A 25,054-nucleotide genomic window follows, 5' to 3' on the forward strand; every position below is an offset into this window, starting at 1 on the left:
GGTCCCCGCGAGACGCCCGACCCCTCCCCGCGAGATGCCGCTCCGGCACGCGACTCGCCGACGGGGGTGTACCGGAGCGGAAACTCGCGGAGGGGAGACGGGGTCCGGTCACCCGTAGAGTGGCCGGGTGGAAGCAGCCGACATCGCCGACGACATCACCGAGGTCCTCTACACCGAGGCCGAGATCCACGAGCGGATCCGCGCCCTGGCCCGCGCCATCGAGCGCGACTACGCGGGTGAGAACCTGCTCATCGTCGGGGTGCTGCGCGGCGCCGTGATGGTGATGGCCGATCTGGCCCGCGAGCTCAAGCTCGACATCGTCATGGACTGGATGGCCGTCTCGTCCTACGGGAGCGGCACCAAGTCGTCCGGCGTGGTGCGGATCCTGAAGGACCTCGACTCCGACATCACGAACCGCAAGGTGCTGATCGTCGAGGACATCATCGACTCCGGCCTCACGCTCTCGTGGCTGCAGGGCAACCTCCGCAGCCGCGGCGCCGAGTCCGTCGAGATCTGCGCGCTGTTCCGCAAGCCCGCGGCCGCCAAGGTCGAGGTCGACGTGGCCTACGTCGGCTTCGACATCCCGAACGAGTTCGTGATCGGCTACGGGCTCGACTACGCCGAGCGCTACCGCAACCTCCGCGATGTCGCCGTCCTCGCCCCGCACGTCTACGAGTAGCCCCGCGGACACCGCGCAGGAGAGCCTCGAGCGGCTCTTCGCGGTGCCGCTGCTGGGCTACCACATGAGCTACCCGACCTCGCTGCGGGCCGACCTCGAGTTCAACTACTGGTGGCTCGCGCACGCGATCGACGCGGCCGTCGACGCCTTCGAGCGCACGGGCGACGAGGCGCACCTGGAGCGGGCACGGCGGATCCACCGCGCGATCCGCCTCCGCAACGGCGGGCGCCTGGTCAACGGCTACTTCGACGACATGATGTGGCTCGGCGGCGCGCTCGCCCGCCTCGGGGAGGCCTCGGGCGACCCGCGGTTCCTCGACCGGGCCGACCGCCTCTGGCGCTTCGCCGTCGCGAAGGGCTGGAACCTCCGCCACGGGGCGAGCCTCGCCTGGCGCCGCCGGCAGCTGGACTACAAGAACGCGCCCGCCAACGGCCCGTTCGCGATCCTCGGCGCGCGCCTGGAGCGGCTGCGGCCCGACGGCCGGGAGGAGCTCTCGCGCGCCGCCCTCGACTGGATGCACGTGCGCCTCCGCGACGACGACACCGGCTTCGTCGGCGACGGCATCGGCCGCGAGGGAGGCTCCGCCCGCGACGACTGGGCCTTCAGCTACAACCACGCCGTCTACATCGGGGCGGCGCTCGCCCTGCACCGCCTGCGGCCCGACCCCCGCCTGGTGGCCCACGCCTCCCGCACGGCCGAGGACCTGCTGGACCGGCTCGCCCCCGACGGCGTCTTCGTCGACCAGGGATCGGGGGACGGCGCCCTGTTCGGCGGCATCGCCTACCGGCACCTCGTCGACCTCGCCACGACGAGCGGAGTCGCGCCCGCGGTGGCCGCCCGCCTCCGCGGCTTCGTCGCCGGCAGCGTCGCCGCGCTGCAGAGCTCGAGCGTCCGCCGCGGCGTGCTGCTGGCCGGGCCCCGCTGGGACGCGCCTCCGTCGCTGCCCGCCACGCTCTCGGCCGAGATCGGCGCCGTGCTCGCCCTGGAGGCGTCAGCGCGACTGGACCGGTCGCCGGTGCCGTCAGACTGACGGGGTGAAGGCACCCGAGAAGCGCACCGTCGCCGTCGTGATCAACCCGAGCAAGTTCGACGACGTCGGCGCCGCGGAGGACCTGGTCGCGACGATCGCGCGCCGCCACGGCTGGAACGAGCCGCTCTGGTTCGAGACCAGCCCGGGCGACTCCGGTGCCGCCGCGGCCCGCGCCGCGCTCGAGGCGGGCCCGGACCTGGTGTGCTCGATGGGAGGCGACGGCACCGTCCGCGCCGTCGCCACAGTGCTGCGCGGGACCGGCGTCCCCTACGGCCTGCTGCCCAGCGGCACGGGCAACCTCCTCGCGCGGAACCTCGGGATCCCGCTCGGCTCGCTGCCCGAGGCGGTCGAGATCGCCCTGCTCGGGCAGGACCGCGCCATCGACGTGGGCACGGCCGCGTTCGACGACGGCGAGGAGCGGGTGTTCATGGTGATGGGCGGGGTGGGCCTGGACGCCGAGATCATGGACAAGACGGACGAGGAGCTGAAGAAGCGGGTGGGCTGGGGCGCCTACTTCGCGGCGGGCGCGCCGGCGATGTTCAAGGCCGGATTCGAGGTGACCCTCACGATCGACGGCGCGGAGGAGCCTCCGCAGCGCTGCTTCATGGTGCTGGCCTGCAACTGCAGCTCCGTGGTGGCGAACATCGAGCTGGCCGCGGGCGCGGTGCTCGACGACGGCGACCTGGAGCTGGTGCTGCTGCGTCGGCGCTTCGGCCTCGCGCTGGATGTCGCGACCGGCAACCGCAACGGGCTCGCCTCCCTCCGGCAGTGGCCCGGCCGCGAGTTCTCGTTCGAGCTCGACCAGCCGGTGCTCGCCGAGCTGGACGGCGATCCGGTCGGCCGCACCCGCTCCGGGCGCTTCGGCGTGGATCCGGGCGCCCTCCTCGTGCGCCTGCCGGTGCCGACGCCCCGGAGCCCGGGACTGACTCCGCACGACTCGGTGATCGTCGACACGTCCGCCATCGCGACGCTGCTCCCGGAGCCGCCCTCCTCCTGATGCTTGCGCGCTCTTCTTTACGGTTGTAAGTTATCTGACGGACGTAAAGAAGGCGCTCCTCGCGCCGGGAGGAAGGACCCCGTGACCGATCCGCGGCTCACCCGCTCGCGCGAGCTCCTGCTCACCGCGATCACGACGGCCCTCGACCGCCCGGGCGACGACCAGCCCTCCATCACGGAGCTCTGCGGCGCCGCGGGCGTCAGCCGCCCCACGTTCTACCAGCACTTCGGCGATGTGCCGTCCCTGATCGAGGCCGCCGCGGTGGAGCGGATGCACGCGCTGTTCGGCGACGTCGCTCCCGGCACCGCCCCCGCCGACTGGGAGGGCGCGGTCCCCCGCATCGTCCGCGGCCTCCTCGAGGGCCTGCTCGTGCACGCCGACTTCTACCGCCGCGTGCTGAGCGGAGGGACGGCCCGCGCCGTGCAGGAGTCGGTCGTCGCGTTCCTCGCGCAGCGGCTCCTCGCCTTCTCGCCCCTCGCCGAGCGCGGATCGGGCGGCGGCGACCACGCCCGCGTCGAGCGCTTCGCCGTCCTCCTCGCCGCCGGCACCACCTGGCTGGTCGTCGGCTGGCTCCTCGACGGCGACGCCCGCCGTCCCGTGGCCTCGGCCTCCGCCGACATCGCCGAGCTCCTCGTCACCGGAGTCGCCTCGCCGCGGCTCGCCGCCCTGCACTCCACGAAGTAGAAGGACCATGACCACCTCCCCGCTCCGCCGCGCCCTGCGCGCCGTGAACCCGCGCCTCGTCGTCGTCTTCGCCGCGATCGCGCTCATCCCGCTGATCTACGCGGGACTGCTGACCTCGGCCAACCTCGATCCCACGCACCACCTCGACACGGTGCCCGCCGCGATCGTCAACGAGGACACCGGCGCGACCGCCTCGGACGGCTCCGCGCTCGCCCTCGGCGACGACCTGACCGAGCAGCTCACCACCGACACGTCCGGCTCGGACTTCGCCTGGACGGCGACCGGTGCCGACGAGGCGTCCCGGGAGCTCGCCTCCGGCGACGTCCTCGCCGTGCTGACGGTGCCGGCCGGCTTCTCGGCCGACGTCGCCTCGGTCGGCGGCGACGACCCCGCCGCGGCCGTGCAGGCGAAGCTGTCGATCGAGACGAACGACGCGGCCAACCTGATCGTCGGCAACATCGCCTCCACCATCGGCACCACCGTGACGAAGACGCTGGAGGAGAAGGTCGGCGCGACCTACCTCGAGAACGTCTACCTCGGCTTCACCGACGTGCACTCCAGCCTCGAGCAGGCCGCCGACGGCGCCGCTCAGCTGGCGGACGGCGCCGGGACCGCCGCGTCCGGCTCCTCCGAGCTGGTCGTCGGGCTCGCGCAGCTGCAGGACGGCACCGCGCAGCTGGCGACCGGCGCCGACTCCCTCCGCTCGGGCGCGGGGAGCGCGGCCTCCGGAGCGTCCGACCTCTCGTCGGGACTCCAGCGGATCGCGAGCGGGACCGGGCAGCTGCCCGACCAGGCGGCGGCGCTCGACACGGGAGCCCGCACGGTCGCCGACGGCGCCCAGCAGCTCGACGGCGGAGCGGCGTCGCTCGCCTCGGGTGCCACCGACCTCGCCGCGGGGACGTCGACCCTGAAGAACGGCGCGGCCTCGGCGGCATCCGGTGCCGCGGCGCTGGCCACCGGGTCCGCCTCCCTCTCCGACGGAGCGGGGAAGGCCCTCGCAGGAGCCCAGCAGCTCGCGACCGGTGCGGGAGCGCTCGCGACCGCCACTCCGCAACTCGCCACCGGAGCGACCGGAGTCGACTCCGGCCTCGCCTCCCTGCTCTCGCGGTACGACTCGCTGTCCGACGCCCAGCGCGTGGCCGAGCTGACCGCCCTCGAGAAGGGTGCGGCCGCTCTCGTGGGCGGAGCCGCCTCGGCGGACGCGGGCGCGCAGACGCTCGCCTCCGGTGCGACCGCGCTCGTCGGCGACGAGGGCGGCGGACTGACGGTGCTCGCCGCCGGTGCCGCCACGGTCTCGAGCGGAGCCGCCGACCTCGCGACCGGCACCGCCATTCTGTCCACCGGGGCGACCTCCGCCGCAGACGGCGCCCAGAAGCTGCAGACCGGTGCGCAGGCCCTCGCCCAGGGAGCTGCGACCCTCGACGGCGGAGCCGCGCAGGTCGCCGGCGGAGTGGGCACCCTCTCCGGCGCGGTCGGCCCGCTCACCAGCGGAATCGCCTCCGCGGCCGCCGGCGCCTCCGACCTCGCCTCCGGGACGGCCGCCCTCGCGACGGGCGCCTCGGACCTCGCGGACGGCGCCGAGACCGCCGCGACCGGCTCGGCCGACGCGGCCACCGGTTCGCAGGACCTCGCCGACGGGATCGACTCGCTCGCCTCCGGATCGCGCACCCTCGACACGAAGCTCTCGGACGGCGCGGACGACGTGCCCACCTACACCGGCGAGCAGGCTCAGGAGCTCAGCACCGTCGCGGCCGCCCCGGTCGGGATCGACGCCGAGCGGATGAACCGCGTGCCGTCCTACGGCTACGGCCTCGCCCCCTACTTCATGGCGCTCGCGCTCTGGGTCGGCGCGCTCGCCTTCTATCTGATGAGCGCCCCGCTCAGCTCCCGCCTCCTCGCCGCGCGCCGTCCCGCCTGGTTCATCGCACTGCGCAGCTACCTGCCCGGCGCGCTGATGGCGGTCGCCCAGGGCGTCCTGGCCGCGCTCGTCATCCGCTTCGGAGTGGGCGTCGAGGCGTCGAACCTGACCGGGCTGATCGGGATCGCCGTGCTCACGAGCCTCACCTTCGTGGCGATCAACCAAGCGCTGATCGCGCTGCTGGACGCTCCGGGCCGGTTCCTGGCGCTGCTGATGATCGTGCTGCAGCTGTCCTCGGCCGGAGGAACCTACCCGGTCGAGACCGCTCCCGCCTTCTTCCAGGCGATCCACGGAGTGCTGCCGCTGACCTGGACGGTGGAGGCGTTCCGCTCGCTGATCGCAGGCGGCAGCATCGGAGTCGCGCACGCGGTCCTGGTGCTCGTGCTCTGGCTGGTCGGGGCGCTCGCCGTGACCGTGCTGGCCGCCGCCCGCCGCCGCCGCGGCCTCGTGCCCGCCCTCCGCGACCCGGAGCCCCTCCTCGAGTCGGCCTGACCCGGCCCGGGCGGGCCCGTCCGTCCGCGCCTGCTGCCCCTCGTCGCGGCACGCCCCGCTCGGACACCTTCGCCCCCTCCGAGACCGCAGTAGTCGTCGCTGTCGAGCTCGAGTGCGACAACTCCTGCGTTCTCGCGGCGCGCCCCGCTCGGACACCTTCGCCCCTTCCCGAGACCGCAGTAGTCGTCGCTGTCGAGCTCGAGTGCGACAACTCCTGCGCTCTCGCGGCGCGCCCCGCTCGGACACCTTCGCCTCCTTCCCGAGACCGCAGTAGTCGTCGCTGTCGAGCTCGAGTGCGACAACTCCTGCGCTCTCGCGGCGCGCCCTGCTCGGACACCTTCGCCCCTTCCCGAGACCGCAGTAGTTGTCGCTGTCGAGCTCGAGTGCGACAACTCCTGCGCTCTCGCGGCGCGTCCCTACCGCCGAAGCGCCGATCCCCGCGACCTCCACCCACAAGGCAGAGGACGCGGACCGGGAAACGCGTGCCAGCGTTTCCCGGCAGTCCGACGCACCCCGCTCTGCGGAACGCACCCCGTCGCGGAGCCGACCGCGCGCGGGGATGCGGCCCGCCGCATCCCCGCCGGACAGCACAGCCCGCGGCCGTTCGGCCCACGGCGAACGCGTGGGTGGCGCTCAGAGTGCGGGAGGTAGCCTGGCAGGCACAATCTCCTCGTCAGAAAGGCGCCGGGTGTCGCACCCGCAACAAGCATGAACGTGAAGCGCATCTTCCGGGGTCCCATCCTCTACGTCGTCCTGGCGATCGTCGCGGTGTGGATCGGCTCCTCGCTGATCACCATGTCCGGTTTCCGGCCGGTCACGACGCAGGAGGGTCTCGACCTCCTGAAGGACGGCAAGGTCGACTCGGCGAAGATCGTGGACGGCGAGCAGCGCGTCGATCTCACGCTCAAGCAGGCCGACGGCGACAACGGCACGCAGGTGCAGTTCTACTACGTGGCCCCTCGCGGCGCGGAGGTCGTCGACGCGGTGTCCGCGGCCGATCTCGGCAGCACCGGCTACAACGACGAGGTCCCGCAGACCAACTGGTTCCTCTCGGCTCTCGGCTTCCTGCTCCCCATCCTGCTGATCGGCGCGTTCTTCTGGCTGATGCTCTCGGGCATGCAGGGCGGCGGCAACCGCGTCATGCAGTTCGGCAAGTCGAAGGCGAAGCTCGTCTCGAAGGAGTCGCCCAAGGTCACGTTCGGCGATGTCGCCGGCGCCGACGAGGCGATCGAGGAGCTGCACGAGATCAAGGAGTTCCTCAAGGAGCCCGCGAAGTTCCAGGCCGTCGGCGCCCGCATCCCGAAGGGCGTCCTGCTCTACGGCCCTCCCGGCACCGGCAAGACCCTGCTGGCGCGCGCGGTCGCGGGCGAGGCGGGCGTCCCCTTCTACTCCATCTCCGGATCGGACTTCGTCGAGATGTTCGTCGGCGTCGGCGCGAGCCGTGTCCGCGATCTCTTCCAGCAGGCGAAGGAGAACTCGCCGGCCATCATCTTCGTCGATGAGATCGACGCCGTCGGCCGCCACCGCGGCGCCGGCATGGGCGGCGGTCACGACGAGCGCGAGCAGACCCTCAACCAGCTGCTGGTCGAGATGGACGGCTTCGACGTCAAGACGAACGTCATCCTGATCGCGGCGACGAACCGCCCCGACATCCTCGACCCCGCGCTGCTGCGTCCGGGCCGCTTCGACCGCCAGATCGGCGTCGACGCCCCCGACCTGCTCGGCCGCAAGCGGATCCTCGAGGTCCACGGCCGCGGCAAGCCGCTCGCCGGCGGAGTCGACCTCGAGGTCGTCGCCCGCAAGACCCCGGGCTTCACCGGCGCCGACCTGGCCAACGTCCTCAACGAGGCCGCGCTGCTCACCGCCCGCTCCAACGCGCAGCTGATCGACAACCGCGCGCTCGACGAGGCCATCGACCGCGTCATCGCGGGGCCGCAGCGCCGCACGCGGGTCATGCGCGACAAGGAGAAGCTGATCACCGCCTACCACGAGGGCGGACACGCTCTGGCGGCGGCGGCGATGCGCCACACCGACCCCGTGACCAAGGTCACGATCCTTCCGCGCGGTCGCGCCCTCGGCTACACGATGGTGCTCCCGCTGGAGGACAAGTACTCCACGACCCGCAACGAGCTCCTCGACCAGCTCACGTACGCGATGGGCGGCCGCGTCGCGGAGGAGATCGTCTTCCACGACCCCACCACCGGAGCGTCGAACGACATCGAGAAGGCGACCTCCATCGCCCGCAAGATGGTCACCGACTACGGCATGTCCGCGAACGTCGGAGCGGTCAAGCTCGGCCAGTCGTCGGGCGAGATGTTCCTCGGCCGCGACATGGGCCACCAGCGCGACTACTCCGAGCAGATCGCCGAGACGGTCGACGCCGAGACGCGCCAGCTCATCGAGCAGGCGCACGACGAGGCGTGGCAGGTCATCAACGACAACCGCGACATCCTCGACCGCCTCGCGATGGAGCTGCTCGAGAAGGAGACGCTCGACCACGACCAGCTGGCCGAGATCTTCAAGGACGTCCGCCGCATCGACGAGCGCCCGCAGTGGCTCTCGAGCGACAAGCGCCCCCTGTCCGACCTGCCGCCCATCGCGGTCCCGGTCGCCAAGGCGCCGATCGACTCGGGTGCGACCGACGGGGGAGTCTCCTCCGCTGGTGCCGACGAGGTCGCGCCGAAGCGCCCGCCGCTGATCAACCCGCGCCCCGCGACGGCGTAGCGCGCGCGTGCCCGTCGACAAGGCGCGCATCGAGGCGGCCGTCGCCGAGATCCTCGCGGCCATCGGGGACGACCCGGGCCGCGAGGGACTCCTCGACACGCCGCGGCGGTTCGCCGAGGCGTACGAGGAGTTCTTCGGCGGGTTCGACGACGACGCCGCGGCCCAGCTGACCGAGACGTTCGCGGTGGTGGAGGGCGGCCAGGAGTCGCCGCTCGACCAGACGGTGATCGTGCGCGACCTCGCCTTCCGCTCCGTCTGCGAGCACCACCTCCTGCCGTTCCTCGGCGTCGCGCACATCGCCTACCGGCCGCGCGAACGGGTCGTCGGCCTCGGCCGGCTGCCGCGCGTGGTCGAGACGGTCGCGTCGCGACCGCAGATCCAGGAGCGGATGACCGAGCAGATCGCCGACGCGCTCGAGCAGGGCCTCGCTCCCAAGGGAGTGCTCGTCGTGGTCGACGCCGAGCACGGCTGCGTGCGGATGCGCGGGCCGCGCCAGACCGCGAGCTCGACCGTGACGGTCGCCGCCCGCGGCTCCCTCGCCGACCCGGCCGCCCGCGCCGAGATCATCGCGCTGATCGGCGCCGCCCGGGAGGAGTGACGTGGCCACCACCGTCGCCGACCTCACGCCGACCGGACGCGCCGCGCTCCTCGGGATCCTCAACGTCACTCCGGACTCGTTCAGCGACGGCGGCCGTTGGCTGTCCGTCGACGACGCCGTCCGCCACGGCCTCGACCTGATCCGGCCCGCCGGGGACGGACCCGCCGCGTTCGGCGCGGACCTGGTCGACGTCGGCGGAGAGAGCACCCGCCCCGGTGCGGCGCGCGTCGACTCCGCCGCCGAGCAGGGCCGCGTGCTGCCCGTCGTCCGCGCCCTCGCCGCGGAGGGGGTGCGCGTCAGCATCGACACGATGAGCGCCGCCACGGCCGAGGCCGCCCTGGACGCCGGCGCCGTCGTCGTCAACGACGTCTCCGGCGGCCTCGCCGATCCGCGGATGCTCCCGCTCGTCGCCGAGCGCGGCGCCGTCTACATCGCGATGCACTGGCGCGGGCACAGCGCGGGCATGACCGCTCTCGCCTCCTACGGCGACGTGGTGGCGGACGTCCGCGGCGAGCTCGAGCGCCGCGTCGAGGCCGCCCGTGAGGCCGGGATCCGTGACGACCGCCTCCTGCTCGACCCCGGCCTCGGCTTCGCGAAGGTCGGCGCGCACGACTGGGCGCTGCTGGCCGGGCTCGACGCGATCGTCTCGCTGGGCTTCCCGGTCCTGGTCGGCCACTCGCGCAAGCGGTTCCTCGCTCCGTTCGCCCCCGCCGGCGCCCCGGCCGCCGAGCGCGACGAGGTCTCCGCCATGCTGAGCCTCGTCGCCGCCGGGCACGGCGCCTGGGGCGTCCGGGTCCACGACGTCCGCTCGTCCGCCCGCGCCCTGGCCCTCGCCGCCCGACTCCAGGAGGAGACCCCGTGACCGCGATCGACCCCGCCGCCCTGGCCGTGCGCGACTCCATCACCCTCACCGGGCTGCGCGTGCGCGCGCACCACGGCGTCTTCGACTTCGAGCGCGAGAACGGCCAGGACTTCGTGATCGACGCGACGGTCTGGCTCGACACCGCGCCAGCGGCCGAGGGCGACGCGCTGGCCGAGACGGTGCACTACGGCGAGCTCGCGATCGCCCTGGCCGACGCGGTGGCCCGCGACCCGGTCGACCTCATCGAGACCCTGGCCGAGCGCCTCGCCCGGGTCGCCCTGGGCTTCGCCGCCGCCGACGTCGTCCGCATCACCGTCCACAAGCCGGACGCTCCGATCCCGCTGCCGTTCGATGACGTCGCCGTGCAGATCACGAGGACCCGCCCGTGAGGCCGCGGCAGGAGCGCGTCCGCCCGGTGCGCCACGTCGTGCTCGCGCTCGGCAGCAACCTCGGCGACCGCCTCGCGCACCTCGAGGAGGCGCTGCGGGCCCTCGCCACGACACCGGGCCTGCGCATCGAGGCGGTGTCCAAGGTCGTGGAGTCGCCCGCGTGGAAGCCCGAGGGCGTCGACGAGGACGCGCCCGGCTACCTCAACGCGGTCGTGACCGGCTCGACCGTCCTCGAGCCCGACGACCTGCTCGCGGCGACGGCGGCGATCGAATCGGCCGGCGGCCGGATCCGCGGCGAGGGCGAGGAGCGCTGGGGCGACCGGACCCTCGACATCGACGTGATCGCGGTCGGCGGCGTGCTCCGCGACGACGCGCACCTGACCCTCCCGCACCCGCGGGCGGCCGAGCGGGCGTTCGTGCTCGAGCCGTGGCTCGACGCCGAGCCGGCGGCGGTTCTTCCCGGGGCCGGATCCGTGGCCGAGCTGCGCGCACGGGCGACCGACCGCGTGACCGACCACCCGGCCGGGCTGACCTGGCCGGGGCGCGACTCCGCCCGCGGCAGCACCGCCGAACCCGAGAGCAGGACCCCGTGAGGCGCACTCGCATCAGCACCCTGCTCGGACTCGGCCTCGCCGGGGCCGTCGCGGGGTTCCTCCTCGACCTCGCGATCGCTGCCGCAGGCCGCCCCGTGCTCATCCCGCCGCTGACGGTTCCGCTGACCCTGATCGTGGTCGCCGCCCTCGTGCTCGGCTTCGCCGTGCCGATCCACCGCGCCACGAAGGGCACGCTGCGCCGGCCCATCGATCCGTTCCGGGCGATGCGCGTCGTGGTGCTCGCGAAGGCGTCCAGCCACGTCGGTGCTCTGCTGCTCGGAGCCTCCGGCGGCATCCTGGTGTACCTGCTGAGCCGTGCGATCCCTTCGCTAGGCTCCGTGTGGCAGGACGTCGCGACCATCGTGGGTGCGCTCGTCCTGCTGGTGGCCGGCCTGGTCGCCGAGCACCTGTGCACCATCCCGCCGAGCGACGACGACGACAGCGCCGTCGGCGAGGTGAACCACGCCTGACGCCGACGCCCGGACCGCCGCGGGCAGTGAGGACGACGCCATGCCCGCCGAGCCCGAGGACGCGTCGTCGACGACCCGCCGCGACGCGAGGGGACGCCGGCGGGACCGTCTCGACATCACGGGGGAGTGGCGCCGCGTCTCGCCCCGGTACGTCGCGGTCGAGATCGTGTCGGCCGTCGTGTCGAGCGTGCTGCTGCTCGCCGTGCCCGTGGTGCTGATGCTGATCGGCCTGCCGTGGGGCTGGATCCCGATGGCCGCCGCGGCCGCCCTCGCGGTGACCCTCCTGATCGTGGCCCCGCGCCGTGCGCGCGCCTACGGCTACCTCCTGCGCCAGGACGACCTCCTGTTTCGCCGCGGCATCATGTTCCAGCGCTTCGTGTCGGTGCCGTACGGGCGGATGCAGCTCATCGACGTCAACCGCGGGCCGCTCGCCCGGGCACTCGGCCTCGCCGACCTCCGCTTCGTCACCGCCGCCGCGGCGACCGGCGTCAGCATCCCGGGCCTGGCCGAGCAGGACGCGGAGGAGCTCCGCGACCGCCTGGTCGAGCTCGCCGAGTCGCGCCGGGCCGGCCTGTGACCGAGCTCCGCGCCGTCGAGACGGACCTCGCCGACGGGGAGTGGCACCGCCTCCATCCCGCGACCCCGGTCCTCAAGGGCGGGATCGGCCTGCTGGTCGTCCTCGGCATCGTGATCACGAACCTCCGCGAGCGCCTGGTCGAGCTGTTCCTGCCCGGGCCGGAGGGGTTCGAGAGCGGCGATCCGGTCGACGAGCTGCTGCGCCGCGGTCTCGTCGGCTGGGCGCTGCTGGCGGTCGCGGTGGGCCTGGCGGTCGCCGTCTTCGCGTTCTGGCTGTCCTGGCGGATGCACACCTTCCGCATCACGGACGAGCTCGTCGAGGTGCGCTCCGGCGTGCTCTTCCGGACCAACCGGCGGGCGCGGCTGGACCGCATCCAGGGCATCGCGGTGCAGCGTCCGCTGTTCGCGCGGCTGTTCGGAGCCGCGAAGCTCGAGGTGAGCGTGGCCGGGCAGGACGCGAACGTCCAGCTGTCGTACCTCGGGTCGCGCTTGGTTGACGCCCTGCGCCGCGACATCCTGCGGCTCGCGTCCGGGGTGCGCGAGCGGGAGGCGACGGTCGACGGTGCGGCTCCGGCGGGCGGGTTCCTGGCGCGCCGGCTGGAGGAGTTCGGTGAGCCTCAGGACGAGACGCCGCCCGAGTCGGTCGTCTCGATCCCGCCGGGCCGACTCCTCGGCTCGCTCGTCTTCAGCGGCTTCACGCTGTTCCTGGCCGCCTCGGTCGTCGCCGTGGTGTTCGTCGCCGTCTACGGCTCGCCCTACGTGCTCTTCGCGATCCTGCCGGGCCTGATCGGCTCGGGCAGCTACTACGTCCGCCAGTTCGTGCGCTCGCTCCGGTACTCGATCGCCGCGACGCCCGACGGCGTGCGGGTCGGCTACGGCGTGCTCTCGACCAGCAGCGACACGATTCCGCCCGGCCGGATCCACGCCGTCGAGATCACTCAGCCGCTGCTCTGGCGCCCCTTCGGCTGGTGGCAGGTGCGGATCGACCGCGCCGGCCACGCGGCCTCCCGCGGGGCGAACGGCGAGCCGAACACCACGATCCTGCCCGTCGGCGACCTCGCCGCGGTCGAGCGCGTCCTCGCCCTCCTGCTGCCCGGACCGGCTGAGGGAGCGGAGTCGACGCCCGTCGGAGACGCACTCCGGCACCGCGACGCGGCCGGCTTCACCCGGGCGCCGCGCTCGGCGGTGTGGCTCCGCCCCTTCTCGTTCCGGAGGACCGGGTACCGGCTGACGGACGAGGTCGCGATCCTGCGCAGCGGAGCGGTCTGGCGGCGGGTCGCCGTGGTGCCCCTGGCGCGGATGCAGAGCGTCGGGGTCCAGCAGGGACCGCTCCAGCGCCTGCTCGGGCTGGCCTCGGCGCGCGTGCACACGGTGGCCGGCCCCGTCACTCCGCTCGTGCCGGTGATGAGCGCAGCCGACGGACTCGCCTTCTTCGAGAGCCTCGCGACGGCCGGAGTGCGGGCCGCCGACCGCGACGCGAGCCACCAGTGGGGGCGGCGGGCGGCCGCACCCGCCCTGCCCGACTGGCCCGCTCCGGAGGGGGAACCGCATGCCTGAGAACCGCCGCGACGGACGCCTGGGCGTCGGCGTGATCGGTGCCGGACGCGTGGGCCCGGTGCTCGGTGCCGCGCTCGCCGGGGCCGGCCACGCCGTGATCGGGATCGCCACCACCAGCGAGAGCGGACGCGAGCGCGCCGACGCGCTGCTCCCCGGAGTCCCCGTGCTCGCGATCCCCGAGCTCGTCGAGCGCAGCGAGCTGGTGATCGTCGCCGTCCCCGGGAGCGAGATCGCCGCCCTGGTCGCGGGGCTCGCCGCGACCGGAGCGTGGCAGCCCGGCCAGCTGGTGCTGCACACGGCACCCGAGCACGGCTACGGGGTGCTCGCGCCGGCGCTCGCCTCCGGGGTCATCCCCCTGGCAGTCCACCCGGCGATGGCCTTCAGCGGCACCAGCCTCGACCTGGCGCGCCTCGCCGAGACCTACTTCGCCGTGTCGGCGCCGGGTCCGGTGCTGCCGATCGCGCAGGCGCTGGTGGTCGAGATGGGCGGGGAGCCGGTGACCGTGGCGGAGTCGGACCGCGCCGCCTACGCGGAGGCCGTCTCGACCGCCACGACCTTCTCGACCGCGATCGTCGACCAGGCGGCGGGACTGCTGGCGGGCATCGGCGTCGAGAAGCCGGGCTTCTTCCTCTCCAGCCTCGTCCGCTCCTCCGTCGACGACGCCCTGCGCCGCGCGGCGGGCTGACTCGAGACGCCGCTCCCGGGTGGGACGCCGCTCGCGAGGCGGTGCCTCGCGGAGGAGCACGGCGTCTCCGTGCCGAGGGCCCCGGTGGTCGCGGGCCCGCCGGTAGCATCGTCGGGTGATCAGCACCGTCCACCGCATCGGCGACCTCCGCGAGCGGCTGCAGGAGGCGCGGCGGGCCGGTCGGCGCATCGCACTCGTGCCGACGATGGGCGCCCTGCACGCCGGGCACCTCGCCCTCGTCGAGCGGGCGCGCGAGCTGGCCGACGTCGTCGTCGTGTCGGTGTTCGTGAATCCGCTGCAGTTCGGTCCGACCGAGGACCTGGACCGCTACCCGCGCGACCTCGAGGGCGACACCGCCCTGCTCGACGCGGCCGGGGCCGACCTCCTCTTCGCTCCGGGAGTCGCCGAGATGTATCCCGACGGGCCGTCCTCGACGCGGGTCGTCGCGGGCGAGGTCGGCAGCCTCTACGAGGGGCGCGCGCGGCCGGGCCACTTCGACGGGATGCTCACCGTCGTCGCCAAGCTCCTGAGCATCGCCCAGCCGGACGTCGCGGTCTTCGGGCAGAAGGACGCGCAGCAGCTGTTCCTCGTGCGCCGCATGGTCCGCGACCTCGACCTGCCCGTGGAGATCGAGGGCGTCGGCATCGTGCGGGAGGAGGACGGGCTCGCCCGCTCCAGCCGCAACCGCTACCTCGACGAGGAGCAGCGCCGCGCGGGCCTCGTGCTGCCGCGCCTCCTCGCGGCCGCCGCGGGAGCCGCGGACCGCGGTGCCGCCGCGGCGATCGAGGCCGCCGAGGCCGTCGCGCACGCCGAGCCGCTCGTTAAGCTGGACTACCTCGTCGTCGTGGATCCCGCGACGCTCCTCCCGGTCGACGCCGACCACCGCGGCCCGGCACTCGTGCTCGTCGCCGCGATCGTCGGCACCACCCGCCTCCTCGACAACGCCCCGATCCTGCTCGCCTGATCGCGGCCGTCCGCCCCGAACCGAAAGCACCGCGACCCCTCATGGCCGACACCCCCGACGTCCCCGAGTCCACGACCCCCGCCGCCGAGCAGTCCGACTCCGAGCAGGCCGCCGCCGAGCGGGCCGCGCAGCAGGAGGCCTCCGAGCAGAAGGCCGTCCGCCTCGCCAAGCGCGAGCGCCTGCTCGAGCTCGCAGGCGACGACCTCGGCGCCGGCGCCTACCCCGTCGCGGTCGGAGTCACCGACACCATCGCGGCCGTCCGGGCGCGCCACGAGGGCATCGAGCCGGACGTGAAGACCGGTGAGCGCGTCGGCCTCGCGGGCCGCGTGGTGTTCCAGCGCAACACGGGCAAGCTCTGCTTCGCGACGCTGCAGGCCGGCGACGGCGAGCGGATCCAGGCCATGGTCTCGCTCGGCGACGTGGGCGAGGAGTCGCTGGCGGCGTGGAAGGAGCTCGTCGACCTGGGCGACCACCTCTTCGTCGAGGGCGAGGTCGTCTCGAGCAAGCGCGGCGAGCTGAGCGTGTGGGTGTCGGAGTGGACGATCGCCGCGAAGGCGATCCTGCCGCTGCCGAACCTGCACAACGAGCTCGGCGACGAGACCCGGATGCGCCAGCGCTATCTCGACCTGATCGTGCGCCCCCAGGCCCGCGAGACGGTCGTCACCCGCGCCCGCGTGAACGCCTCCCTCCGCGACACCTTCGCCTCCCACGAGTTCCTCGAGGTCGAGACCCCGATGCTCCAGGTGATGCACGGCGGCGCCTCCGCACGCCCCTTCGCCACGCACTCGAACGCCTTCGACACCGAGCTGTACCTCCGCATCGCGCCCGAGCTCTACCTCAAGCGCGCCGTCGTCGGCGGCATCGACCGGGTCTTCGAGATCAACCGCAACTTCCGCAACGAGGGCGCCGACTCCACGCACTCGCCCGAGTTCGCGATGCTCGAGGCCTACCAGGCGTACGGCGACTACAACTCGATCGCCGACCTCACCCAGGAGCTGATCCAGAACGCGGCGCAGGCCGTCGCGGGCTCGCACGTGGTCACCTGGGCCGACGGCACCGAGTTCGACCTCGGCGGCCGGTGGGACCGCATCTCGATGTACGAGAGCCTGTCGCTCGCGGCCGGCATCGCGATCACGCCGGAGACGGAGCTCGCCGAGCTCGAGACCCTCGCCGCGCGCGAGGGCGTCGAGGTGCACGTCCCCACGCACGGCAAGTACGTCGAGGAGCTGTGGGAGCACTTCGTGAAGGGCGGCCTGACGCGCCCGACCTTCGTGATGGACTTCCCCGTCGACACCTCGCCGCTCGTGCGGGCGCACCGCAGCATCCCGGGCGTCGTCGAGAAGTGGGACCTCTACGTCCGCGGCTTCGAGCTGGCCACCGGCTACTCCGAGCTGATCGACCCGGTCGTGCAGCGCGAGCGCTTCGTCGAGCAGGCCCGCCAGGCCGCCGCGGGCGACGACGAGGCGATGCGCCTGGACGAGGACTTCCTCCGCGCCCTCGAGCACGGCATGCCCCCCACCGGCGGCATGGGCATGGGCATCGACCGCCTCCTGATGGCGATCACCGGCCTCGGGATCCGCGAGACGATCCTGTTCCCGCTCGTCAAGTAGGGTCGCAGGAGCCGAGGGGGAGACATGGTCAGGGCATCGAGCATCGTCGCGGCCGTCGCGGCGGGCGTCCTCACGATCGCGCAGTTCGGTGTGGGGACCGCGGTCGCCGCGAGCGTCCTCACCTCCTCCGGCGACGTCGGCACCGCGCTGGCCGACCGGCGAGCGGCCGAGGCCTTCACGCCCGACCCCACGATCGCCGGCTTCGCGGAGCGGACCGCCATGTCCGACCGCGGCCGCGCCCTCTACTACGCGTCGAGCCCGTCGGTCGAGCCGACCGCCGGCTTCAACGACCTCTGCGGCTACGGCGCCTCCGACGACATCGTCCTCGGCTGCTACACCGGTACCAGCATCTACATCTCGGACGTCGCCAATCCCGACCTCGACGGGATCCGCGACGTGACGGCGGCCCACGAGATGCTGCACGCCGCGTGGGTGCGGCTCGACGCGGAGGAGCAGGCCGAGCTGGGCGACGAGCTCGAGGCCGCGTACGAGACCCTCCCGCAGGACGGCACGATCGCCGAGCGCCTCGAGCTGTACCGCACCGGCGGCCTCGGCGAGCGCGTCAACGAGCTGCACTCGATCCTGGGGACCGAGGTGGCCGACCTTCCGCCGGCGCTCGAGGCGCACTACGCCGAGTTCTTCGACGACCGCTCCGTCGTCGTGGGCCTGAACGCCCGCTACGAGGCGGTCTTCACCGATCTCGAGAACCGCATCGAGGATCTGGTCTCCCGGATCGAGACGATGTACGCCGACCTCACGGCGCGGGTCGACGCGAACAACGCCGAGTACGACGCGCTCAACGTCGAGATCGACGACTTCAACTCGCGCGCCGACAGCGGCGACTTCGGATCGACGGCCGAGTTCGAGACGGAGCGCGCCGATCTGCTCGCCCGCAGCCAGGCCGTCGACGCCACCCGCGCCGCCATCGACGCGGACATCGCCGTGTACGACGGCCTGCGCTCGGAGCTGGAGGGCCTCAACTCCGATGCCGCGGCGCTGAACAAGTCGGTCGAGAGCCAGTAGCGCCCAGTGCCCGCGAAGGCCGCTGGGCGCACGGGCCTCCGGGCTCACGGCTCCCGCGCCGGTGCCGCGGGTAGGATCGCCGCATGGACTGGGAGCTGTGGAACCAGGGGCTGTGGGCCCTCGTGCCGACGATCACGGTCGGAGCCATCTTCTGGTTCGTGATGCGCGCCCTCATCCGCTCGGACCGCAACGAGCGCCGCGCGTACGACCGCATCGAGGCCCGCGAGCGCGAGCGCCGCGGCCTGCCTCCCCGCGACGCCTCCTGACCACCGCCGCCGCGCGGGTGCCTCCCGCGCCCGTTGAGCGGCTCCGCACGACGAACGAGGAGGCGCGGTGCCCGCACCCGACTGGGCCGTGATCCTCCCGGTCGCGGCCGTCGTCGTCGAGCTCGTGGTCCGCGTGATCGCCGTGATCGTCGTGCCGCGGAACCGCCGTCCGACCACCGGTCTCGCCTGGCTGATGGCGATCTTCCTCATCCCGTACGTCGGCATCCTGCTGTTCCTCTTCATCGGGAGCTACCGGCTGCCGCGCAAGCGCCGCCGGAAGCAGCAGGAGATCAACCGGTTCATCCTGGAGTCGACCGACGGCATCGACCGCGTCGCCCGGGAGCACCCGTGGCCGCAGTGGCTGGAGTCGGTGGTCACCCTCAACCGCAACCTCGGCGCGATGCCGCTGGTCGGCGGGAACGACGCGCGCCTCCAGGGCGACTACGAGCAGACCATCCGCGCGATGGCCGCCGAGATCGACCGCGCCCGCCGGTACGTGCACTGCGAGTTCTACATCCTCGCCGCCGACTCGACCACCGCGCCCTTCTTCGACGCGCTCGACCGCGCGGTGGCCCGCGGGGTGCGGGTGCGGATCCTCCTCGACCACATCGCGTCGATCCGCGTGCCCGGCTACTACAGCGGCACCCACCGCCGGCTGCGCGCCCTCGAGCGGGCGGGCGCCTCGTGGTCGTACATGCTCCCCGTGCGGCCGTGGCGCGGGCAGTACCAGCGGCCGGATTTGCGCAACCACCGCAAGCTGCTGATCGTCGACGGCAACGCGGCCTTCATGGGCTCGCAGAACGTCGTCGACTCCAGCTACAACAAGCGCGGCAACATCCGCCGCGGCCTGCACTGGCACGACCTGATGGTGCGCCTCGAGGGGCCGGTGGTGCAGGGCATCAACGCCATCTTCATCACCGACTGGTACAGCGAGACCGACGAGCTGCTCCTGCGGGAGTCGGAGCCGATGGAGGCGCTGCAGCAGCGCGACACCATCGACTGCCAGGTGGTGCCGAGCGGGCCGGGGTTCGAGGGCGAGAACAACCTGCGCCTGTTCCTGACGCTGCTCTACTCGGCGCAGAAGTCGATCATCATCACCAGCCCGTACTTCGTGCCCGACGAGGCGATGCTCTACGCGATCACGACGGCGACCCGGCGGGGCGTGCACGTGGAGCTCTTCGTCTCCGAGATCGGCGACCAGGCCGTGGTCTACCACGCCCAGCGCTCGTACTACGAGACGCTGCTGACCGCGGGCGTGCGCATCTGGATGTACCGCAAGCCGACCATCCTGCACGCGAAGCACTTCACGATCGACGACGACGTCGCCGTGATCGGCTCGAGCAACATGGACATGCGCTCCTTCACGCTCAACCTCGAGGTCTCGCTCATGGTGCGTGGCTCGGAGTTCGTCGAGGACCTGCGCCAGGTGCAGCAGGACTACCGCGAGCACTCCCGCGAGCTGACCCTCCGCGAGTGGCGGCAGCAGCCGCTCCGCTCGACCCTGCTCGACAACCTGGCGCGGCTCACCTCGGCGCTGCAGTAGCGCGGCTCCCGTCCGCCCGCAGGCGGAGGATGCGCGGCCCCGGCTCGTCGCGCAAGGCCCTGTGCGGGCCGCCGCGCCCCGCGTAGCGTCGGAGCGTCCTCAGCACCATCCGGTTCCGCCTGCCCGGCGCCGGGTTCGAGAAGGGAACGGACATGACGGCATCCCGTACGACGCGCATCCTCATCCTCGGCGGCGGCTACGTCGGCCTGTACACGGCCTGGGGCCTCGAGAAGAGACGGGGGGAGGCGCCGATCGACGTCACCGTCGTCGAGCCGAACCCCTACATGACCTACCAGCCGCTGCTGCCCGAGGTCGCCGGCGGGCACGTCCAGCCGCGCCACGTCACGGTGCCGCTGGTCTCCGCGCTCAAGCGCACCCGCGTGATCCGCGGCGCGATCACCGGCGTGAGCCTCGCCGAGCGCAGCGCCACGGTCGCCGCGATGGACGGCTCCACCCGCACGATCGAGTTCGACCAGGTCGTCTTCGCGCTCGGTGCCGTCACCCGCACCTTCCCCACTCCGGGCCTCGCCGAGCACGGCATCGGCTTCAAGACGGTGGAGGAGGCGGCGCACCTGCGCGACCGCGTCATCGAGAACATCGCGAAGGCGGCGCTCACCACCGATCCCGCCGAGCGCCGGCGCCTGCTCACCTTCGTCTTCGTCGGCGGCGGCTACACCGGCGTCGAGGCGCTGAGCGAGCTGCTCGACCTCAGCCGCAAGACTCTCGCCGCACAGCCCTCCCTCTCGGTGGGCGACGTCACCTGGCACCTCGTCGAGGCACTGGACCGGGTCGCCCCCGAGGTCGGTCCCGAGCTCTCGAAGTGGACGCTCGACCACCTCCGCTCGCGCGGGGTGCACGTGCACCTGAAGACGACGATGCCCTCCTGCGAGGACGGCGTCGTGGAGCTCTCCTCGGGCGAGCGCATCCCGACCGCCACGATCGTGTGGACCGCCGGCGTGAAGCCGAACCCGATCCTGGACGCGACCGACGCGCCGCGCGGGCCGAAGGGCCACGTCATGGCGGATGCGCGCCTGCGGGTCATCCGCGAGGACGGCGAGCCGGTGGGCGGCGCCTGGGCGGCCGGCGACGGCGCGCAGGTGCCGGACCTCACCAGCGAGAAGCAGCCCGCGTACTACCCGCCGAACGCGCAGAACGCGGTCCGGCAGGCCAAGCTCCTGGCGCGCAACATCATCGCCGACCTCACCGGAGGCACCGTGGAGGAGTACCGCCACGCCTCCGTCGGGACCGTCGCCGAGTACGGCATCGGCAAGGGCGCCGGCCTGATCAAGGGCGTGAAGCTGCGCGGCCTCCCCGCCTGGCTCGCGCACCGCGCCTACCACGGAGCGGCGATGCCGACCCTGGACCGCAAGTGGCGGATCATCACGGGCTGGCTCGTCGACGCCGTCACTCCGCGCGACCTCTCGCCGATGAGCGTGCTGCAGGATCCGCGCCGCGCCTTCCGGGAGACGGCCGAGGCCACCGATCGCGAGGCCGCGGCGAAGGCCGCCGCGAAGAAGGAGTCGGACGCGTCCTGACGCGCCGGTGGGAACGCGGGAGTCGCGGTGGTCGAGCGGGATCATCGAGGCTTCCGCGCTCCCGCGTCGGCGGCCCCGCATCGGAGCGCCTCGGCCTGACGGTCTCGGCTCAGGCCCGGCGGCGCGGCTTCAGGCGCACGGTCGGCAGCACGGGCGCGGGGAGCGCGCGTCCGCCGTACCCATCGACGGTGCCGAACGGTCCCGCGGGATCCGCCCCGGCGATCACGTCGGACTGCCAGCGCTCGCGGGCGGCCGCCACGTCGTCGTGGCTGCGGCCGACGAAGTTCCACCACATCACCAGCTCCTCGGCGAACGGCTCGCCGCCGAGCAGCACCACGCGGGCGCCCACGTCCCCGGCGGTCAGCACCAGGTGCGAGCGGCCGGGTGCCAGGTAGGCGAGGTCCGAGCGCGGGACGTCCACGCCCTCGACCGCCACCGGGCCGGCGTCGACGAGCACGCCGTACTCCCACGACTCCTCGACCGGCAGCTCGACCCGGGCACCCGGCTCGAGGTCGATCTGCGCGGCGACCAGCGGAGTGAAGGTGCTCGCGGGCACCGACGCGCCCAGCATCCCTCCGACGAAGACGCGCACCAGCGCGCCGGGCAGCTCCACGGGCACGCCGCGGTGGTGCTCGAAGAACGGATCGACGAGCCGCGCCTCCTCGGGCAGCGCGACCCAGAGCTGCACCCCGTGCAGGACGGGCGCGCCCCCGGTCGAGACCTCCGAGTGCGAGATGCCGCGTCCGGCCGTCATCAGGTTGAGCTCGCCCGGGCGCACCACGGCGAGGCTGCCGACGCTGTCGCGGTGCTCGATCTCGCCCTCGAAGAGCCAGCTCACGGTCTGCAGGCCGGTGTGCGGGTGCGGCGGGACGTCCATCCCGGCCTCCTCGCCGAGCCGCACCGGGCCGTAGTGGTCGGCGAAGCACCATGCGCCGATCGTCGAGCGCGAGCGCTGGGGGAGGGTGCGGCGCACCTCGATCGCGCGCGGACCGCCGAGCGGGACGAGTCGCGCCTCCAGGATCTCGACCGCGCCGGACTCGCGAGGGACCGGCTCCGCGGCGACGGGGAGCTCGTCGGGATGCTCCTCCAGGTTGCTCATGCGGGAAGTGTATGCCTTCGCATGGACCGGTGGACGGGACCGCCGCCCGCACCCCTCCCGGATCGCGTGCACGCCCAGGGCGAACAGGCCTGCTCACCGGGGGGAGCGCTGGTTACAGTCGACGTATCGGAGCCCACCCCTGCGGGTTCTGTAGGGAGTGACAGCATGTTCGAGAGATTCACCGATCGCGCGCGGCGCGTCGTCGTCCTGGCCCAGGAAGAGGCCAAGATGCTCAATCACAACTACATCGGCACGGAGCACATCCTGCTCGGCCTGATCCACGAGGGCGAGGGAGTGGCCGCCAAGGCGCTCGAGTCCCTCGGGATCTCGCTCGACGCTGTGCGCGAGCAGGTGCAGGACATCATCGGCCAGGGGCAGCAGCAGCCGACCGGCCACATCCCCTTCACGCCTCGGGCGAAGAAGGTCCTCGAGCTGTCCCTGCGCGAAGCGCTGCAGCTCGGCCACAACTACATCGGGACCGAGCACATCCTGCTCGGCCTCATCCGCGAGGGCGAGGGCGTCGCCGCTCAGGTGCTGGTCAAGCTCGGTGCCGACCTGAACCGCGTGCGCCAGCAGGTCATCCAGCTGCTCTCCGGCTACCAGGGCAAGGAGCAGGTCGCCGTGGGCGGTGAGCAGCAGCAGCCTCAGGGGGGATCGCAGATCCTCGACCAGTTCGGCCGCAACCTCACCCAGGCGGCGCGCGACAACAAGCTCGACCCAGTCATCGGGCGCGAGAAGGAGATCGAGCGGGTCATGCAGATCCTCTCCCGCCGCTCCAAGAACAACCCCGTCCTGATCGGCGAGCCCGGCGTCGGCAAGACCGCCGTCGTCGAGGGCCTCGCCCAGGCGATCGTGCGCGGCGACGTGCCCGAGACGCTGAAGGACAAGCAGCTCTACACGCTCGACCTCGGCTCGCTCATCGCCGGATCCCGCTACCGCGGTGACTTCGAGGAGCGCCTCAAGAAGGTCACGAAGGAGATCCGCACCCGCGGCGACATCATCACCTTCATCGACGAGATCCACACCCTCGTCGGCGCAGGGGCCGCTGAGGGCGCGATCGACGCCGCCTCGATCCTCAAGCCGCTGCTCGCCCGCGGCGAGCTGCAGACCATCGGCGCGACCACGCTCGACGAGTACCGCAAGCACTTCGAGAAGGACGCCGCTCTCGAGCGCCGCTTCCAGCCGATCCAGGTCGCGGAGCCGTCGCTGCCCCACACGATCAACATCCTCAAGGGCCTGCGCGACCGCTACGAGGCGCACCACAAGGTGTCCATCACCGACGGCGCGATCGTCTCGGCGGCCAACCTGGCCGACCGCTACATCAGCGACCGCTTCCTCCCCGACAAGGCGATCGACCTGATCGACGAGGCCGGCGCACGCCTGCGCCTCTCGATCCTCTCGGCGCCGCCGGAGCTGCGCGACTTCGACGACCGCATCGCCGTGGTCCGCTCCGCCAAGGAGGCCGCGATCGAGGACCAGGACTTCGAGAAGGCCGCGTCGCTCCGCGACGAGGAGAAGCAGCTGCTCGGTGAGCGCCTGCGCCTCGAGAAGCAGTGGAAGTCGGGCGACGTCAAGGCCACCGGCGTGGTCGACGAGGGTCTGATCGCCGAGGTCCTCGCCCAGGCGACGGGCATCCCGGTCTTCAAGCTCACGGAGGAGGAGTCCTCGCGACTCGTCTTCATGGAGAAGGCCCTGCACCAGCGCGTCATCGGTCAGGAGGAGGCCATCGCGGCCCTCTCGCGGACGATCCGCCGCACCCGCGCGGGCCTCAAGGACCCCAAGCGCCCCTCGGGCTCGTTCATCTTCGCCGGCCCCACGGGCGTCGGGAAGACCGAGCTGGCCAAGGCGCTCGCCGAGTTCCTCTTCGACGACGAGAACGCGATGATCTCGCTCGACATGTCGGAGTACGGCGAGAAGCACACCGTCTCGCGGCTGTTCGGCGCCCCTCCCGGGTTCGTCGGCTTCGAGGAGGGCGGCCAGCTCACCGAGAAGGTGCGCCGCAAGCCGTTCAGCGTGGTCCTCTTCGACGAGATCGAGAAGGCGCACCCGGACATCTTCAACTCGCTCCTCCAGATCCTGGAGGAGGGTCGACTGACCGACGGCCAGGGCCGTGTCGTCGACTTCAAGAACACCGTCATCATCATGACCACCAACCTCGGTGCTCGTGACATCGCCGGTGGTCCCGTCGGGTTCCAGATCGAGGGCGACAACGCCACCGGCTACGACCGCATGCGCGGCAAGGTCAACGAGGAGCTCAAGAAGCACTTCAAGCCCGAGTTCCTCAACCGCGTGGACGACGTCATCGTCTTCCCGCAGCTGTCGAAGCCCGAGCTGCTCCAGATCGTCGACCTCTTCATCAAGCGCCTGGGCGACCGCCTGCTCGACCGCGACATGACGGTGGAGCTGACGCAGCCGGCCAAGGAGCGCCTGATCGAGGTCGGATTCGACCCGGCCCTCGGTGCGCGCCCCCTGCGCCGGGCGATCCAGCGCGAGATCGAGGACCAGCTGTCCGAGCGGATCCTGCACGGCGAGCTCGGCGCCGGAGACCACATCCACGTGGACTTCGCCGACAACAAGTTCGTCTTCACCACGACCCCGCGCCTGATCTCGATCAGCGCCGGCGCGTCCACCGGAGCGGCCACGGCCGGCCCGGCGACGCCCGACCTGATGTCGTAGCTGGCTGCCGAACGACCCCGTGCCCGTCCCCTCTCGCGAGGGGGCGGGCACGGGGTCGTTCGGCAGCCAGCTACGACATCAGGT

22 protein-coding genes are annotated in these 25,054 nt (G+C 72.7%); 21 read left to right on the plus strand and 1 reads right to left on the minus strand.

The window, feature by feature from the left end:
• The first annotated feature begins 127 nt into the window (after positions 1-127).
• The 20 genes from hpt (at position 128) to C5C27_RS09030 (ending at position 21,195) form a co-directional block, all read left to right on the plus strand.
• Positions 128-679: a hypoxanthine phosphoribosyltransferase gene (hpt, locus tag C5C27_RS08935; protein WP_104238400.1), complete on the plus strand. Its 552-nt coding sequence runs from the start codon at positions 128-130 to the stop codon at positions 677-679.
• Positions 645-1,709, plus strand: coding sequence for a glycoside hydrolase family 76 protein (locus tag C5C27_RS08940; protein ID WP_104314175.1), 1,065 nt, complete (start codon positions 645-647; stop codon positions 1,707-1,709). Before hpt ends, C5C27_RS08940 begins: the two co-directional genes overlap by 35 nt.
• A 4-nt stretch (positions 1,710-1,713) precedes the next feature.
• Positions 1,714-2,706 (plus strand): diacylglycerol kinase family protein, encoded by a 993-nt coding sequence (locus C5C27_RS08945; protein WP_104234307.1) that lies wholly within the window; start codon positions 1,714-1,716, stop codon positions 2,704-2,706.
• An 81-nt stretch (positions 2,707-2,787) separates the two neighbouring features.
• Entirely contained in the window at positions 2,788-3,390 is a 603-nt protein-coding gene (locus tag C5C27_RS08950) for a TetR/AcrR family transcriptional regulator (protein WP_104226013.1), read from the plus strand.
• A 7-nt stretch (positions 3,391-3,397) separates the two neighbouring features.
• Entirely contained in the window at positions 3,398-5,800 is a 2,403-nt protein-coding gene (locus C5C27_RS08955) for a YhgE/Pip domain-containing protein (protein WP_104314176.1), read from the plus strand.
• 708 nt (positions 5,801-6,508) lie between these two features.
• Positions 6,509-8,524: an ATP-dependent zinc metalloprotease FtsH gene (ftsH, locus tag C5C27_RS08960; RefSeq protein ID WP_104224104.1), complete on the plus strand. Its 2,016-nt coding sequence runs from the start codon at positions 6,509-6,511 to the stop codon at positions 8,522-8,524.
• A 7-nt stretch (positions 8,525-8,531) separates the two neighbouring features.
• Complete coding sequence (gene folE, locus C5C27_RS08965) at positions 8,532-9,122, plus strand: GTP cyclohydrolase I FolE (RefSeq protein ID WP_104314177.1); 591 nt, start codon at positions 8,532-8,534, stop codon at positions 9,120-9,122.
• Position 9,123: 1 nt separating this feature from the next.
• Positions 9,124-9,984, plus strand: coding sequence for a dihydropteroate synthase (gene folP / locus C5C27_RS08970; protein ID WP_104314178.1), 861 nt, complete (start codon positions 9,124-9,126; stop codon positions 9,982-9,984).
• Positions 9,981-10,373 carry a dihydroneopterin aldolase gene (gene folB, locus C5C27_RS08975; RefSeq protein WP_258066566.1) on the plus strand — a complete coding sequence of 131 codons (393 nt, stop codon included), beginning with the start codon at positions 9,981-9,983 and terminating at the stop codon, positions 10,371-10,373. Before folP ends, folB begins: the two co-directional genes overlap by 4 nt.
• The gene (gene folK / locus C5C27_RS08980; protein WP_104314179.1) at positions 10,370-10,966 is read left to right on the plus strand and encodes a 2-amino-4-hydroxy-6-hydroxymethyldihydropteridine diphosphokinase; all 597 of its coding nucleotides are present in this window, start codon (positions 10,370-10,372) and stop codon (positions 10,964-10,966) included. Before folB ends, folK begins: the two co-directional genes overlap by 4 nt.
• Positions 10,963-11,436, plus strand: a complete 474-nt coding sequence (locus tag C5C27_RS08985; RefSeq protein ID WP_104238407.1) for a DUF3180 domain-containing protein — start codon at positions 10,963-10,965, stop codon at positions 11,434-11,436. Before folK ends, C5C27_RS08985 begins: the two co-directional genes overlap by 4 nt.
• A 40-nt stretch (positions 11,437-11,476) precedes the next feature.
• A complete protein-coding gene (locus C5C27_RS08990) occupies positions 11,477-12,013 on the plus strand; it encodes a PH domain-containing protein (RefSeq protein ID WP_104314180.1) in 537 nt (178 codons plus the stop codon).
• A complete protein-coding gene (locus C5C27_RS08995; RefSeq protein WP_104238409.1) occupies positions 12,010-13,569 on the plus strand; it encodes a PH domain-containing protein in 1,560 nt (519 codons plus the stop codon). The genes C5C27_RS08990 and C5C27_RS08995 overlap by 4 nt, the downstream gene beginning before the upstream one ends.
• Positions 13,562-14,254: a Rossmann-like and DUF2520 domain-containing protein gene (locus C5C27_RS09000; RefSeq protein ID WP_104224097.1), complete on the plus strand. Its 693-nt coding sequence runs from the start codon at positions 13,562-13,564 to the stop codon at positions 14,252-14,254. Before C5C27_RS08995 ends, C5C27_RS09000 begins: the two co-directional genes overlap by 8 nt.
• A 115-nt stretch (positions 14,255-14,369) precedes the next feature.
• Positions 14,370-15,218, plus strand: a complete 849-nt coding sequence (panC, locus tag C5C27_RS09005) for a pantoate--beta-alanine ligase (RefSeq protein ID WP_104314181.1) — start codon at positions 14,370-14,372, stop codon at positions 15,216-15,218.
• Between the two features lie 41 nt (positions 15,219-15,259).
• Positions 15,260-16,828, plus strand: coding sequence for a lysine--tRNA ligase (gene lysS / locus C5C27_RS09010; protein WP_104224095.1), 1,569 nt, complete (start codon positions 15,260-15,262; stop codon positions 16,826-16,828).
• A gap of 24 nt (positions 16,829-16,852) precedes the next feature.
• The gene (locus C5C27_RS18005; RefSeq protein ID WP_104255539.1) at positions 16,853-17,851 is read left to right on the plus strand and encodes a hypothetical protein; all 999 of its coding nucleotides are present in this window, start codon (positions 16,853-16,855) and stop codon (positions 17,849-17,851) included.
• An 83-nt stretch (positions 17,852-17,934) separates the two neighbouring features.
• Positions 17,935-18,117, plus strand: a complete 183-nt coding sequence (locus C5C27_RS09020; RefSeq protein WP_104224094.1) for a hypothetical protein — start codon at positions 17,935-17,937, stop codon at positions 18,115-18,117.
• 67 nt (positions 18,118-18,184) lie between these two features.
• Positions 18,185-19,660 (plus strand): cardiolipin synthase, encoded by a 1,476-nt coding sequence (gene cls / locus C5C27_RS09025; RefSeq protein ID WP_104314182.1) that lies wholly within the window; start codon positions 18,185-18,187, stop codon positions 19,658-19,660.
• Positions 19,661-19,812: 152 nt separating this feature from the next.
• Entirely contained in the window at positions 19,813-21,195 is a 1,383-nt protein-coding gene (locus C5C27_RS09030; protein WP_104314183.1) for an NAD(P)/FAD-dependent oxidoreductase, read from the plus strand.
• Between the two features lie 109 nt (positions 21,196-21,304).
• Here the strand turns inward: C5C27_RS09030 and C5C27_RS09035 are convergent, their stop codons facing one another.
• On the minus strand, positions 21,305-22,294 hold the full coding sequence (locus C5C27_RS09035; protein ID WP_104314184.1) for a pirin family protein: 990 nt from the start codon (positions 22,292-22,294) through the stop codon (positions 21,305-21,307).
• A 165-nt stretch (positions 22,295-22,459) separates the two neighbouring features.
• Here C5C27_RS09035 and C5C27_RS09040 point away from each other — a divergent pair, with 165 nt between their 5' ends.
• On the plus strand, positions 22,460-24,970 hold the full coding sequence (locus C5C27_RS09040) for an ATP-dependent Clp protease ATP-binding subunit (RefSeq protein ID WP_104224090.1): 2,511 nt from the start codon (positions 22,460-22,462) through the stop codon (positions 24,968-24,970).
• The last annotated feature ends 84 nt before the right edge of the window (positions 24,971-25,054 follow it).

The organism is Rathayibacter sp. AY2B7 (assembly GCF_002931635.1).
Taxonomy (GTDB): Bacteria; Actinomycetota; Actinomycetes; order Actinomycetales; family Microbacteriaceae; genus Rathayibacter.